General features: G+C 73.6%; 12 protein-coding genes and 1 pseudogene. 7 read left to right on the top strand and 6 right to left on the bottom strand.

Annotated features, from left to right (window positions below):
- Window positions 1-4: 4 nt before the first annotated feature.
- Genes OG866_RS36535 through OG866_RS36525 form a run of 3 tightly spaced genes read left to right on the top strand, consistent with a single transcriptional unit; the run spans window position 5 to window position 2,249 of the window.
- Complete coding sequence (locus OG866_RS36535) at window positions 5-763, top strand: LamB/YcsF family protein (RefSeq protein WP_329341466.1); 759 nt, start codon at window positions 5-7, stop codon at window positions 761-763.
- Window positions 760-1,383, top strand: a complete 624-nt coding sequence (pxpB, locus tag OG866_RS36530) for a 5-oxoprolinase subunit PxpB (RefSeq protein WP_329341464.1) — start codon at window positions 760-762, stop codon at window positions 1,381-1,383. Before OG866_RS36535 ends, pxpB begins: the two co-directional genes overlap by 4 nt.
- On the top strand, window positions 1,380-2,249 hold the full coding sequence (locus OG866_RS36525; RefSeq protein ID WP_329341462.1) for a biotin-dependent carboxyltransferase family protein: 870 nt from the start codon (window positions 1,380-1,382) through the stop codon (window positions 2,247-2,249). The genes pxpB and OG866_RS36525 overlap by 4 nt, the downstream gene beginning before the upstream one ends.
- 84 nt (window positions 2,250-2,333) lie before the next feature.
- Here the strand turns inward: OG866_RS36525 and OG866_RS36520 are convergent.
- The 5 genes and pseudogenes from OG866_RS36520 to OG866_RS36500 form a co-directional block, all read right to left on the bottom strand.
- Window positions 2,334-3,138: pseudogene (locus OG866_RS36520) on the bottom strand (SGNH/GDSL hydrolase family protein).
- Window positions 3,135-4,406, bottom strand: a complete 1,272-nt coding sequence (locus tag OG866_RS36515; RefSeq protein WP_329341461.1) for a glycosyltransferase — start codon at window positions 4,404-4,406, stop codon at window positions 3,135-3,137. The pseudogene OG866_RS36520 and the gene OG866_RS36515 overlap by 4 nt, the downstream one beginning before the upstream one ends.
- The gene (locus tag OG866_RS36510) at window positions 4,403-5,530 is read right to left on the bottom strand and encodes a glycosyltransferase family 4 protein (RefSeq protein ID WP_329341460.1); all 1,128 of its coding nucleotides are present in this window, start codon (window positions 5,528-5,530) and stop codon (window positions 4,403-4,405) included. The genes OG866_RS36515 and OG866_RS36510 overlap by 4 nt, the downstream gene beginning before the upstream one ends.
- Before the next feature lie 158 nt (window positions 5,531-5,688).
- Entirely contained in the window at window positions 5,689-7,110 is a 1,422-nt protein-coding gene (locus OG866_RS36505; RefSeq protein ID WP_329341458.1) for a HEAT repeat domain-containing protein, read from the bottom strand.
- Between the two features lie 301 nt (window positions 7,111-7,411).
- Window positions 7,412-7,804 carry an ankyrin repeat domain-containing protein gene (locus OG866_RS36500; RefSeq protein WP_329341457.1) on the bottom strand — a complete coding sequence of 131 codons (393 nt, stop codon included), beginning with the start codon at window positions 7,802-7,804 and terminating at the stop codon, window positions 7,412-7,414.
- A gap of 260 nt (window positions 7,805-8,064) precedes the next feature.
- Here OG866_RS36500 and OG866_RS36495 point away from each other — a divergent pair, with 260 nt between their 5' ends.
- Together OG866_RS36495 and OG866_RS36490 are read left to right on the top strand one after the other, a co-directional pair.
- Window positions 8,065-8,259, top strand: a complete 195-nt coding sequence (locus OG866_RS36495; RefSeq protein ID WP_059196315.1) for a hypothetical protein — start codon at window positions 8,065-8,067, stop codon at window positions 8,257-8,259.
- A 43-nt stretch (window positions 8,260-8,302) separates the two neighbouring features.
- Window positions 8,303-9,871: an ATP-binding cassette domain-containing protein gene (locus OG866_RS36490; protein ID WP_329341455.1), complete on the top strand. Its 1,569-nt coding sequence runs from the start codon at window positions 8,303-8,305 to the stop codon at window positions 9,869-9,871.
- Window positions 9,872-9,979: 108 nt separating this feature from the next.
- On the opposite strand, the gene OG866_RS36485 is transcribed toward OG866_RS36490, so the two are convergent.
- A complete protein-coding gene (locus OG866_RS36485) occupies window positions 9,980-11,476 on the bottom strand; it encodes an SCO1417 family MocR-like transcription factor (protein WP_329341453.1) in 1,497 nt (498 codons plus the stop codon).
- A 99-nt stretch (window positions 11,477-11,575) separates the two neighbouring features.
- On the opposite strand from OG866_RS36485, the gene yczE reads away from it, so the two are divergent.
- Both yczE and OG866_RS36475 read left to right on the top strand, forming a co-directional pair.
- Window positions 11,576-12,229 (top strand): membrane protein YczE, encoded by a 654-nt coding sequence (yczE, locus tag OG866_RS36480; RefSeq protein ID WP_329341451.1) that lies wholly within the window; start codon window positions 11,576-11,578, stop codon window positions 12,227-12,229.
- Window positions 12,226-12,993 (top strand): glycerophosphodiester phosphodiesterase, encoded by a 768-nt coding sequence (locus OG866_RS36475; protein WP_329341450.1) that lies wholly within the window; start codon window positions 12,226-12,228, stop codon window positions 12,991-12,993. The genes yczE and OG866_RS36475 overlap by 4 nt, the downstream gene beginning before the upstream one ends.
- The last annotated feature ends 20 nt before the right edge of the window (window positions 12,994-13,013 follow it).

The raw sequence follows: 13,013 nt of genomic DNA, 5'->3' as shown, positions 1-13,013 counted from the left end.
TTCCATGACCTCGATCGATCTCAACGCCGATCTCGGCGAGGGCTTCGGCCGCTGGCGGCTGACCGACGACGAAGCGCTGCTGTCCGTCGTCACCAGCGCCAACGTGGCCTGCGGCTTCCACGCCGGGGACGCGGCTACCATGCGGCGGGTGTGCGAGCAGGCGGCCGAGCGCGGCGTACGGATCGGGGCCCAGGTCTCCTACCGGGACCTGGCCGGCTTCGGACGGCGCGCGATGGACGTGCCGCCCGCCGAACTGGCGGCCGAGGTGGCCTACCAGATCGGCGCCCTGGAGGTCTTCGCGCGAGCGGCCGGCACGCGCGTGTCGTACGTCAAACCGCACGGCGCGCTCTACAACCGCGTCGTGCACGACGCGGAGCAGGCCGGCGCGGTCGTCGACGGGGTCCTCCTCGCGGACGCCACCCTGCCCGTGCTCGGGCTGCCCGGCTCACGCCTGCTGGAGATCGCGGGCGAGTCCGGTCTGCCGACGGTCGCGGAGGCGTTCGCGGACCGCGCGTACACGGCTGCGGGCACGCTGGTGCCGCGCGGCGAGGAGGGGGCGGTGGTGAGCGACCCGGAGGCCGTGGTGGAGCGCTCGCTGGGCCTGGCCCGCGACGGCGCGGTCACCTCGCACTCCGGCTCCCGCATCGCGGTCCGGGCGCGCTCGCTGTGCCTGCACGGGGACACACCGGGGGCCGTGGAACTGGCCCGACGGGTGCGCGAGCGGCTGACCGGATCGGGCATCCGCGTGGAGGCCTTCGCATGAGGGCGCTGCCCGTCGGCGACACGGCACTGCTCGTGGAGGTGTCCTCGGGCGAGGAGGCCCAGGCCCTGCACGCGGAGCTGCTGCGCCGCCGCGCGGAGGGTTCCCTGTCCGTCCGGGAGATCGTCCCCGCGGCCCGCACGGTCCTCCTCGACGGCCTCGCCGAACCGGCCCGCCTGGCCGCCGAACTGACCGCCGCCGACGTACCGCCCGCTCCCCCACGCGCGGGTGCCGTCGTCGAAATCCCCGTCCAATACGACGGTCCGGACCTGGCCGACGTGGCCGCGCACTGGGGCGTCCCGCCGCACGAGGTGGCCCGGATCCACACCGCCACCGAATTCACCGTCGCCTTCTGCGGGTTCGCCCCCGGATTCGGCTACCTGACCGGTCTGCCCGAGCGGTACGACGTCCCACGCCGCGCGACCCCGCGCACGGCCGTCCCCACCGGGGCGGTGGCACTCGCGGGGCCGTACACGGGCGTGTACCCCCGCTCCTCCCCCGGCGGCTGGCAGTTGATCGGCACCACGGAGGCCGTGCTCTGGGACCACGCGCGCGTACCGGCCGCACTGCTGTCGCCCGGCACGTGCGTGAGGTTCGTGCCGGCGGGGACGGTGGGAGCGTGACGGACCGCGCGCTCTGCGTCGTACGCGCCGGAGCACTGACCACCGTGCAGGACCTGGGCCGCCCCGGCCACGCCCACCTCGGCGTGCCCCGCTCGGGAGCCCTCGACGGGCCGACCGCCGCACTCGTCAACCGCCTCGTCGGCAATCCACCGGAGGCGGCCGTCCTGGAGACCACGCTCAACGGCTGCTCGGTACGGCCGCGTTCGGCGGTCACCGTGGCCGTCGGGGGCGCCCCCTGCCCGGTCAGGGTCGACGGCCGCCCGGTCGCCTGGGGTGCGCCGGTGCACGTGCCCGCCGGGGCGCTCCTGGACGTCGGAGCCGCCCTCGGCGGCGTACGAGGCTATGTGGCCGTCTCCGGCGGCATCGCCGTCGAGCCGGTCCTCGGCAGCCGCTCCACGGACCTCCTCTCCGGCCTGGGCCCGGCCCCGCTCACGGACGGAGCCGTCCTGCCCCTGGGCACCCCGACGGCCCTCCCCGCGCGCGTGGACGTCGCTCCACAGCCGGCGCCTCCGACGGAACTCGTCCTGCGGGTGACGCTCGGCCCGCGCGACGACTGGTTCACGCCCGAGGCGGTACGGGCCTTCACGTCCCGCGCCTACCGGGTGTCCCCCGCGAGCAACCGCATCGGCCTGCGCACGGAGGGGCCGGCCCTGGAGCGGGCCCGGCCGGGCGAACTCGCCAGCGAGGGCATGGTCCTGGGCGCGGTGCAGGTCCCGCCGGACGGACGGCCGGTGGTGTTCCTGGCCGACCATCCGACGACGGGGGGTTACCCCGTGATCGCGGTAGTGCGTACAGAAGACCTCTCGGCAGCAGCCCAGGCGGTACCAGGAACGCCGATTCGCTTCCTGGAAGTGCGGAGGCACTGACAGGCTCAGGGGCGCGGGGCTGTGTCCATGTGCGGCTGCCGCCGCGTGGGCGCGACCAACCCCACGCGCCCGCAGCCAAAACTGCTAGGCCGCCTCCGACGCGGACAGAGCAGACAAAGCATCCGAAACCGCGGCAGCCGTACCCAGATCCAGCCGAGCACTCGTCCCCCGCGCCCGATGCCGCATCTCATCAGCCGCGAGCCTCAGCAACTGCGGCAGCAGATCGGTGCACCGCCGAGCCACCCACCCGGTTCCCGCCGTCGCCAGCCACCACAGGCTCGCCGACCTGGTGGGAACCGGGAACTCCGGCTCGGTAGAGGGCGCGGCCCCCGTCGCCACCCCCGCCTCCGCCAGCAGCGCGTGGAACCGTACGGCCACCTGCCGGTGCCCCCGCTCACCCGGGTGGAGCCGGTCCGCGCTCCACATCGCGCGGTCGCTGATCCACTCCCCCTCGGCGGCATGCAGATGCACCGCCCCGTACCGCTCGGACAGCGCGTGGACCACGGAGTTGACCGCCCGCTGCCGCCGGGCCAGCGGGCTCGCCAGCGCCCCCGGCAGCCCCAGCATCGCGCCGGGATCGGGCAAGCAGGCCGTGAGCAGCACCGCGCCCTGTTCGGTGAGGGCCGAGTACACCGCGTCCAGCCGGGCGGCCACGGCATGGATGTCGAAGGTGCACCGCAGGGTGTCGTTGACACCGATGACGACGGACGCGATGTCCGGGCGCAGGGCCAGCCCGGCGGGCAGTTGCCGTTCCAGCACGTCCCGGGTCTGCGCCCCGCTGACCGCGAGGTTGGTGAACTCCACCGACGGTCCCAGCCCGCCGACGAGCAGGGCCGCCCACCCCCTCGGTCAGCGAATCACCCAGGGCGACGAACCGCAGCGCCCTCATGGCGGGCCCCCGTGAAACAACCCGCCACGGCCGCCCACCGACCCGCCACCCACCGAGCCGCCGGGAACCGAGGCACCGTCAATACCGGCCCCGTCCACCCCAGCCCCAGCCACCGCCCCCGCGTCATGCGCGGCAAGGAACGCCTCGACAGCCGTCCTCCACCCGAAGCACTCCGCACGCGCGCGTGCGGCACCCCGGCGCTCGTCGGCGGGACGCCCGAGCAGCGTCTCCACGGCATCCGCGAAGCTACCCCCGTGATCCGCCGCCACCGCTCCCGCCGCCCCGATCACCTCGGGCAGCGCGGACGAGGCGCTCGCCACGACGGGCGTACCGCAGGCCATCGCCTCCAGCGCGGCGAGCCCGAAGGTCTCGGCGGGGCCGGGAGCCAGACACACGTCGGCGGAGGCCTGGAGCGCGCCGAGCAGCCCACGGTCGGCAACGTGCCCGAGAAACACCACCGGCAGCCCACGCTCCCGCGCCCGCTGCTCCAGCCGCGACCGCAACGGCCCGTCCCCCGCCACCACCAGCACCGCCCGCCGGCCACGCCGTACGAGCGCCTCCAAGGCGTCCAGCGCGGTGCCGGGTCGTTTCTCCACCGACAGCCGGGTGCACGTCACGAGCAGCGTCTCGTCCACGCGCGCGTAGACGCCACGCAACCTGGCGTCGCGCAGCGCGGGGTGCCGTTCGGCCAGATCGACGCCGAGCGGCGCCCGTACGACGTTGCGCGCGCCGATCCGCACGAACTCCCGCTCGGCGAACTCGGTGGTGCACACCACGCGCGCGTAGGTGTGTGCCGTACGGAGGTTCAGCGCGTCCGCGGTACGCCGGGCCGCGCCCTCCGGGACCCCCCAGGTGCGGAGCACACCGTCGGCGGTCTCGTGGGACACCATCACGGCCGGCACCCGCGCCCGCCGCGCCCACTTCCCGGTCCACCTGAGGGTCGTACGGTCGGAGACCTCCAGGCGGTCGGGGGCCAGCCTCTCCAGGAGCCGGGCCACCCGCCGCCGGTCGGCGAGCACGCGATAGCCGCCGGTGCCCGGCAGCAGCGGCCCGGGGAGGGTGATCACCCGCCCCTGCTCGGTCTCGACGTCGCTCACCCGCTCACCCGGCACGACGAGCACGGGCTCGTGTCCGGCCGCCTTGTAGCCCTTGCCGAGCTCCCGCAGCGCGGTCCGCAGGCCGCCCGAGGCGGGCGCCACGAAGTTCGCGAGCCGGACGATCCGCAACGGACGGACACCGCCCCCGGCCTTGGTCCACGAACCGTTCACGCCGCCACCGCCGTCCGCCGCATCGCCAGCACACCCGCGTAGTGGCCCAGCAGCTGATCGCCGACAGCCGCCCAGGTGCGTCCCTCGACCGTCGCCCGTCCCGCGGCGCCGTACGCGGCCCGCAGGCCGGGGTCGGCGGCCAGGGCCCGGACGGCGTCCCGTACGGCTGCCGCGTCGCGCGGCGGGACCAGCAGGCCGGTGCGGCCGTGGGCGACGAGGTCCAGCGGACCGCCCGCGGCGGGCGCCACCACGGGAACCCCGCTGGCCATGGCCTCCTGCACGGTCTGGCAGAAGGTCTCGAAGGGGCCGGTGTGCGCGAAGACGTCCAGGGAGGCGAAGATCCGCGCCAGTTCGTCGCCGGTGCGACGCCCCAGGAAGACCGCGCCCGGCAAGGCCGCCGTGAGCGAGGGCAGGCTCGGCCCGTCTCCCACCACGACCACGCGGACGCCCTCCAGAGCGCACACGCCCGCCAGCAGCTCCACCTGCTTCTCGGGGGCGAGCCGTCCGACGTAGCCGACGATCAGCTCGCCGTTCGGGGCGAGTTCACGGCGCAGTGCCTCGTCGCGCAGTGCGGGGCGGAAGCGGGCGGTGTCCACGCCGCGCGGCCACAGCCGTACCCGGGGCACGCCGTGGGACTCGAGGTCGTGCAGGGCGGCGCCGGACGGGGCGAGGGTGAGGTCGGCGGCGGCGTGGACGGAGCGGATGCGACGCCACGCCGCCGCCTCGCCCGCGTGGACGTAGGTGCGGGCGTACCCCGCGAGGTCGGTCTGGTAGACGGCGACGGCGGGGATGCCGAGCCGGGCCGCCGCCGCCATGCCGCGGACGCCGAGGACGAATGGACTGGCCAGATGGACGAGGTCCGCGCGGTGCTCGGCGATGGCCGCGGCGACGCGCCGGCTGGGGAGGGCGACCCGGACCTGGGGGTAGCCCGGGAGGGGGAGGGAGGGGACACGGACGACGGGGCACGGCGCGGCTGCGTCGGGCCCGGGACCGGCCGCGGTGGCCGGCGCGACGACGAGCGGGGAATGACCGCGATCCACGAGGTGCCGGGCGGTCTGGAGCGCGCAGTGGGCCACGCCGTTCACGTCGGGGGGAAAGGATTCGGTCACGATGACGACACGCATACCGGTGTTGTCGCCGCACCGGACGTGGACGCGTCAACGTGGATCTTTCCGGACGAGGAACGTCCCGTGAGCGTTCCGTCGCACACCCACGCAGGTCAGGCCGTGTCCATGCGCGCCTGACCCGCGGGTCGTCCCGAGTTCACCCTGAGGGCATGCCGTCACATGGCGGCTGCGTCCGGGGGGCTGATCCGGCTGCGTACGGCGGTCTGGACCTCGGCCTCCTCGGCCGGGTCAGCGGCGAGGCGGCGGAGCTGCTCGACGACGCGGGCGTCGGCGGTCTCGGCGTGCCGGGCGGCGATCTCGCGCGTGGTCTCCTCGCAGTCCCAGAGACACTCGACGGCGAAGCCGGTGGCGAAGGAGGGGTCGGTGGCGGCGAGGGCCCGGGCGGCCCGGCCGCGCAGATGGGACGAGGCGGTCTCGCGGTAGATATGGCGCAGTACGGGGGCGGCGCAGGCGATACCGAGCCGTCCGGTGCCGTCGACGAGGGTCCACAGGGTCGGCGCGTCCGGCCCCTCGCCCCGTACGGCCTCGCGCAGGGCGGCGAGGACCAGGTCCTTGTCCTCGACTCCGCCGCGGCAGGCGAGCATGCGTCCGGCGGCGGCGCCCAGCGGATCGGGCCGGTGGGCCCAGCTGCGGGCACGGTCGACGGCGGCGATGCTGCGCATGCGTTCGAAGGCGTCGACGGCGGCCTCGACGACCGGTGCCGAGCCGGTGACCACGGCCGCCTCGATCAGATCGAGGGCGTCGGGATCATTGGTGTCGGCGAGGTAGCGCAGCGCGGTGCAGCGGGCCGCCTCGGTGCCGTCCTTGGCGGCGGCGACGATCTCGGGCCGGTCCTCGGGTCCGGCGACCGCCATGAGGCAGCGGGCGGCGGGCACATGGAGCGCGGCGCCGCGTTCGACGCCCTGCTCGGCCCACTCGAAGACGGCCTGCACGCTCCACCCCGGACGGGGCCCGGCAGGTCGCATCTGCCGTTGCCAGCGGTCGAAGCAGCCGGCCTCCTGAGCGGCACGCACGCGCGTGGCGATCGCTTCGCGCGGATCCTCGGCCCACAGCCGCCAGGGCCGGGGTTCGAAGGCGTCCCGCACGGTCGCGGCCAGCTCGGCCTCGCCCTCGGCGTCGGTGGCGAAACGGGCCAGCACGGGCACGGCCAGGGCGCGCAGCCCGGCGTCGTCGTCCCTGAGGGCCAGCTCGTCCAGGGCCCAGGCCCAGTTGGTGCCCGAGGCGGCGTACCTGCGCAGCAGTTCGAGCGCGTCCTGCCTGCCGTAGGAGGCGAGGTGCCCGAGGACGGCCAGGGCGAGCCCCGTCCGTGACTCCTCTCCGTCGAAGTGGTCCTCGACGTCGAAGAGGTGGGCCTCGATACGGTCCAGCTCGCCGCCCAGGTCGAGGTAGAGACGGGCGTAGTAAAGGGAGCGGTTCTCCACCTGCCAGTCGTGGCGGGGGTCCCGCAGCACACAGTGGTTCAGGGCCGCGAGCGCTTCGGCCCGCGGGGCGGTGAGCGCGTGCAGTGTGCCGTCGCCGCGGCCCCGCTGGAGCAGGCCGAGCAGCGTACCGCTGGGCGCTATGACCGGTTCGAACATGGGAAACAGCCTCACATCAAGCGTCGACGCAACCGGGGTTCTTGCTTCACCTGGCCGCGTGACAACACGTCGGGGCGCCCGCCGTTTCCTGCTTGCTGTAGACCATTTTCCTCTGCCTCTCGTCGGTGGCCCATACGGGCCGCGTCACGGCCCGCGCGGTGCGGCAACATCTGCCCAGCCATCGCGTCCGTGAATCACGACGTCATGATGACTCGGCACTTACATCTGCCGCGACCGAAATTTCGGCGGCCCTGTACCGCCTCCCCCGTTTTCCGTGTCTTCGCTGGTCAGTACGTTCGGATCAGTGTGCGCCGAACAACTCCAGCAGTTCCGTCTTGCCGAACATGCGGGCGGTGTCGACGGCCGACGGGGTTCCCTCGGCCGGATCGGCACCACCCTCGAGAAGTGCCTTGATGACGTCCGTCTCCCCCTTGAAGACCGCCCCGGCGAGCGGGGTCTGGCCTCGGTCGTTGACCTCGTCGGCCGCGGCCCCGCGGGCGAGCAGCGCGCGCACCGCCTCGGCGTGGCCGTGATAGGCGGCGAGCATCACGAGGGAGTCACCGCGGTCGTTGGTGAGGTTGGCCGGAACTCCCGCGTCGACATACGACACGAGCGCCTCGGTCTGCCCCCTGCGGGCCAGATCGAAGATCTTGGTCGCCAGCTCCACGACCTCGGGGTCGGGGGCTTCAGTCATCGGCCGGACCGCCTCTCATACAACCGTTCAGGTGAATCGCCAGGGTACTGGCTCGCGCGGCACATGACCCGATGTGCCGGAGGTAAAGATCACCACTGACCCGGTCGGACGCAAGTCCCCTGCCCATCCGGCCCAAGTCGCCACCGTCAGACGGGTGAAACATCCCGGAATTCACCCAGTTGCACCTTTTATCGTATGGATACATCCTGTGAGCCTGGAAGTACTCATGGTGACTGTCCCCCCGAACCAGGAGACCTCAAATGATCCTGTCCATCTCAGGCGTGGTCCTGCTCGGCATCATCGTCTTCCTCTTCTTCCGCAAGGACGGACTCAAGGCGTCGCACGCCTTCGTGGCCGCCCTCTTCGGCTTCTATCTCGCGAGCACCGCCATCGCTCCGAGCATCAGAGCCGGCGGGGAGAGCCTGGCGAGCCTGCTGGGCGGCATCAAGTTCTGACCCCGTCCGTCGTCCCGTCCGTACGCACTTTCAGGAGATCGCAGTGGCCCGGCGCCCCCTCCCCCGCATCCTGAGCACAGGCAGCGCGCAGATCGCCCGGAGCCGGGAGCTGGCCCGGACGGCGGCCGACAGCGCCACCGACGTCCTCCACCCACTGATCACGATCACCCGCGGACTGCGCCGGCTGGCCTCGGCCGGGCGGCGCAGGTGGGCCGACACCCCCAAGGACAAGCGCGGGCCGCTGCTGTTCCTGGTGGCGTCGGTGGTCCTGGTCGTGGCACTGGTGCCGTACGGTCCGCTGCTCGCCGTCATCGCCCTGATGGCGGCGGCAGCATGGCAGGGCAGGGACCGCACCCCGCCCGCGCCGGACGGCCCGGACGAGTCGCAGACCCAGCGGCTGAAGTCCCTCTACGACGCCCTGGTGCCGTACTTCTCGACCGCCGAGGACCCGGCTCCGCTCTACGCCCACGGCGGCGAGTGGGAGAAGGCCTTCCCGGAGTACGAGTTCGACGAGACGAGCCGGATCACCCAGCTCGTGATCCGCTACCCCGCCTACTTCACGGACGGCGAGGCCGACTCACGCGCGCGTATCGAGCAGTTGCTGCACGCCAAGTCGGGCCGCGGCCGTGAGTACCGTTTCGCCTGGGACGAGGAGGGCAACCAGCTCTCCGTCACCGTCCTGCCGCCGCTCCCCACCGACATCGCCGCCCAGCGATTCGTCACGGCCCCCGGCGAGACGGTCCTCGGCTTCACCGACCCCACCGAGGTCCAGCGCACCCTCCCCCTCACGTACGGCGAGGAACAGCGCGACGTACCCCCCGTCGTCTGGCGCACCGGCGTCCGCTCCACGGAGCCCCACCTCCTGATCATGGGCCAGCCGGGCAGCGGCACCTCCACCCTGCTGCGCTCCATCGCCCTCCAGGCGCTGCCGCACGGCGACATCGTCATCGTCGAGGGCGGCGGCACCGGCGAGTACGCCTGCCTCACCGGCCGGGACGGCGTCCTGGCGGTCGAGTGCGGGCTGACCGGGGCCCTGGCCAGTCTCGAGTGGGCGGCCACCGAGACCGAGCGGCGCCTGATCGCCCTGAACCGGGCCCGTCAGGCGGGCCATCCGCCGCCGGACGACACCCGGCGCCCGCTGTGGATCCTCCTGGACCGTCCCAGCGCGTTCACGCATCTGGCCACGTCCGACGGCCACCGCGACCCGCAGTCCCTCCTCCAGGTCCCGCTGCGGCACGGCCGCGCGGCGAGCGTCACGGTCGTCGTGGCCGACCAGATCGACAGCGCGGACGCGCTGAGCGACGCGGTACGCCAGCACACGCGCGCGCGTGTCGTCCTCGGCCCGGCGACGCCGGGGCAGTTGGAGGCGGTCCTGGGCGCTCCCCCGCGCACCACTCCGGTCGCCGACGTCCCGCCGGGCCGGGGTTACGCCCGCCTCGGTACGGGGCCGGTGCACCGTCTCCAGGTGCCGTCGACGCCGGATCCGTACGACGACGAGACGAGCGACGCGGATCGGCAGGCGGTGCTGGCGCTGTTGCCGCCGCGGACCACTCCCGTGGAGGCAGAGCAGATTCCGACGGAAGCGGAGGCCTTGGTCGCCGAGGCGCCGTAGGTGGTGCGGTTGGTCGTGCGACCGCGGGTGCATAGGGGTTGATCGCGCCCACGCGGCGGTAGCCGCACATCGACACAGCCCCGCGCCCCTGGGTAGCTACGGGCGCCGCTACGCCACAAACGTACGCGGCGCCTCTCCTCCCCCCGTCCCCCCGCTCTCCACGATCCGCGCCGCCGCCGCCAGCCGCGCCGCCGCCTCGTCCGCGACCGCGCCTCCCACCGTGAACGGCAGTCGAACATAGCCCTCGAAGGCGCCGTCGACCCCAAACCTGGGCCCTGACGGCACTCGTACGCCCACCCGCTCCCCCGCCTCGGCCAGCCGCGATCCGGACAGCCCGCCCGCCCTTACCCACAGGGTCAGACCGCCGCGCGGCACGTCGAACTCCCAGGTCGGCAGTTCCCTGCGCATCGCCGTCACCAAGGCCTCCCGGTTCTCCAGGGCCTGCTCCCGCCGCACCTGTACGGCCTGTTCCCAGCCGCCGGTGCTGAACAGCCAGTTCACCGCCAGCTGCTCCAGCACCGGCGTGCCCAGATCCGCGTAGGCCCGCGCGGCGACGAGGCTGCGGATCACGTCCGGCGCGGCCCGCACCCACCCGATCCGCATCCCCGCCCAGAACGCCTTGCTGGCCGAGCCGACGGTGATCACGGTGGAGCCCGCGGGGTCGAAGCCGCAGACCGGCCGCGGCATCTCGACGTCCTCCAGCCACAGCTCCGTCATCGTCTCGTCGGCGACCAGCACGGTCCCCGCGGAGCGCGCCGCGTCGACCAGTTGCCGCCGCTGGTCGTCGCCGGCGAGCGCGCCGGTCGGGTTGTGGAAGTCGGCGACGACATAGGCGATCCGGGGCGCCGCGTCCCGCAGCACCTGGCGCCAGCGGTCCATGTCCCATCCGGCGAGCCCGTCGGCCATCGCGACCGGCACCAGCCGCGCGCCCGCCTCCCGCATCAGCTGGAGGATGTTGGCGTACGACGGCGACTCGACGGCGATGCGTTCGCCTCGCCCCCCGAAGAGATGGCAGATGGCGTCGATGGCTCCCATCGCGCCGGTCGTCACCATGATCTGCTCGGGCATGGTCGGGATGCCCCGCGCGGTGTACCGCTCGGCGATCATCGAGCGCAGCGCGGGCAGGCCTGCGGGGTAGTCGCCGTGCGTGTGGGCGTACGGCGGCAGCTCCTCCAGGGCGCCCTGCACCGCTCGGGTCAGCCACGGCTCGGGCGCCGGCAGGGCCGCGCAGCCGAGGTCGATCATCGAGCCCAGGGCCTCGGGCGGCAGGGGCTCCAGCCCGCGCGCGGGCAGCGGGTTGCCGGCCGGTACCGCCGTCCAGCTTCCCGCCCCGCGCCGTGACTCCAGGAACCCCTCCGTGCGCAGCGCCTCGTAGGCCGCCGCCACCGTCGTACGGCTGACGGACAGGGACAGGGCCAGTTCGCGTTCCGCGGGCAGGCGGGCGGCCACCGGGACGCGGCCCTCCAGGACCAGCAGTCGGATGCCGTCGGCCAGGGCGCGGTAGGCGGGCGGGCGGCGGGTGCCGGGGCCCGCGGGGCGGTCCTGCTGGGAGTTGAGCAGCCGCGCGAGCTGCGCCGGTCCCACCGCCGAGGTCCACTGCGCCATGGAAATCAGTCCACCTTCCCAGAATTGGCCATGGATGAGGCTTCCACCCAAGCCCCAGGGTGTCATGGAGCAGGCCACCACGACCACAAGGGGCACCACTTGTCCGCACAGAGCCGACTCGGGCGTCGGCTGATCCAGCTGTACGTCGGTCTCGCCCTCTACGGAGCGAGTTCCGCGCTGCTCGTCGAGGCGGGCCTGGGCCTTGAACCCTGGAACGTGCTGCACCAGGGCCTCGCCGAGCTGACCGGGCTGACGATCGGGGTCGTGTCGATCGTCGTGGGCGCGGCCGTGCTGTTCCTGTGGATCCCGCTGCGCCAGCGGCCCGGCCTCGGCACCGTCTCCAACGTCTTCGTGATCGGCGTCGTGATGGACGGCACCCTCGCGGCGGTCCCCGAGGCCCACACCCTGGCCGTGCGGATCCCCTTCCTTGTCGCCGGCATCGTCCTGAACGGCGTGGCGACCGGCCTCTACATCGCCGCCCGCTTCGGACCCGGCCCCCGGGACGGCCTGATGACCGGTCTGCACCGGCGCACGGGACACTCCGTCCGGCTGATGCGGACGGCCGTCGAGATCACGGTCGTCGTGACCGGCTTCCTCCTCGGCGGCACGATCGGCGTGGGAACGGTGCTGTACGCGGTCGCCATCGGCCCCCTCGCCCAGTTCTTCCTGAGGGTCTTCGACGTCCCGTCGGCATCGGGCGGCAGCACGGTCGTTGCCGGCGGGCAACCCCGGCGGGCGATACTGCGTCGGTGAGCACCCGGATACGCCACCCCTACCTCGACCATCCCGGCCCGATCCCCTTCGCCCACCGGGGCGGGGCGGCGGACGGCCTGGAGAACACCCTGCCGCAGTTCCGGCGGGCGGTGGAGACGGGCTACCGGTATCTGGAGACCGACGTCCACGCCACGGCGGACGGGAAGCTCGTCGCCTTCCACGACCCGACGCTGGACCGGATGACGGACGGGGCGGGCCGGATCGAGGACCTGTCCTGGACGGACGTGAGCCACGCGCGCGTGGCGGGCAGGGAACCGGTGCCGCTGTTCGAGGAGCTCCTGGAGACCTTCCCGGACGCGCGCTGGAACGTCGACCTGAAGACGGAGTCGGCGCTCCACCCCTTCCTCGACCTCGTCGAGCGCACCGACACCTGGGACCGCGTCTGCGTCGGCTCGTTCTCCGAGGCCCGGGTCATGCGCGCACAGCGGCTGGCGGGCCCGCGCCTGGCCACCTCCTACGGCACCCGAGGCGTGCTCAATCTGCGGCTGCGCTCCTGGGGCGTCCCGGCCGCGCTGCGCCGCTCCGCGGTCGCCGCCCAGGTGCCGGAGGCCCAGTCGGGCATCCAGGTCGTCGACCACCGTTTCGTCCGCGCCGCCCACGCGCGCGGGCTGCACGTGCACGTGTGGACCATCAACGATCCCGATCGCATGCACCGTCTTCTGGACCTGGGAGTCGATGGCATCATGACCGATCACATCGACACGTTGCGCAAGGTCATGGAGGACCGCGGCGTCTGGGTCTGACCGACCTCCCGCCCCCGGAA

Source organism: Streptomyces sp. NBC_00663, assembly GCF_036226885.1.
GTDB lineage: Bacteria > Actinomycetota > Actinomycetes > Streptomycetales > Streptomycetaceae > Streptomyces.
This window is presented reverse-complemented; position numbering and strand designations above follow the sequence as displayed.

Excerpts from the sequence above, each read along its gene's own strand:
- OG866_RS36500 (WP_329341457.1), bottom strand. The coding sequence starts at position 7,804 with ATGACTGAAGCCCCCGACCCCGAGGTCGTGGAGCTGGCGACCAAGATC.
- OG866_RS36510 (WP_329341460.1), bottom strand. The coding sequence starts at position 5,530 with ATGCGTGTCGTCATCGTGACCGAATCCTTTCCCCCCGACGTGAACGGC.
- pxpB (WP_329341464.1), top strand. The coding sequence starts at position 760 with ATGAGGGCGCTGCCCGTCGGCGACACGGCACTGCTCGTGGAGGTGTCC.
- OG866_RS36505 (WP_329341458.1), bottom strand. The coding sequence starts at position 7,110 with ATGTTCGAACCGGTCATAGCGCCCAGCGGTACGCTGCTCGGCCTGCTC.
- OG866_RS36485 (WP_329341453.1), bottom strand. The coding sequence starts at position 11,476 with ATGGCGCAGTGGACCTCGGCGGTGGGACCGGCGCAGCTCGCGCGGCTG.
- OG866_RS36495 (WP_059196315.1), top strand. The coding sequence starts at position 8,065 with ATGATCCTGTCCATCTCAGGCGTGGTCCTGCTCGGCATCATCGTCTTC.
- OG866_RS36535 (WP_329341466.1), top strand. The coding sequence starts at position 5 with ATGACCTCGATCGATCTCAACGCCGATCTCGGCGAGGGCTTCGGCCGC.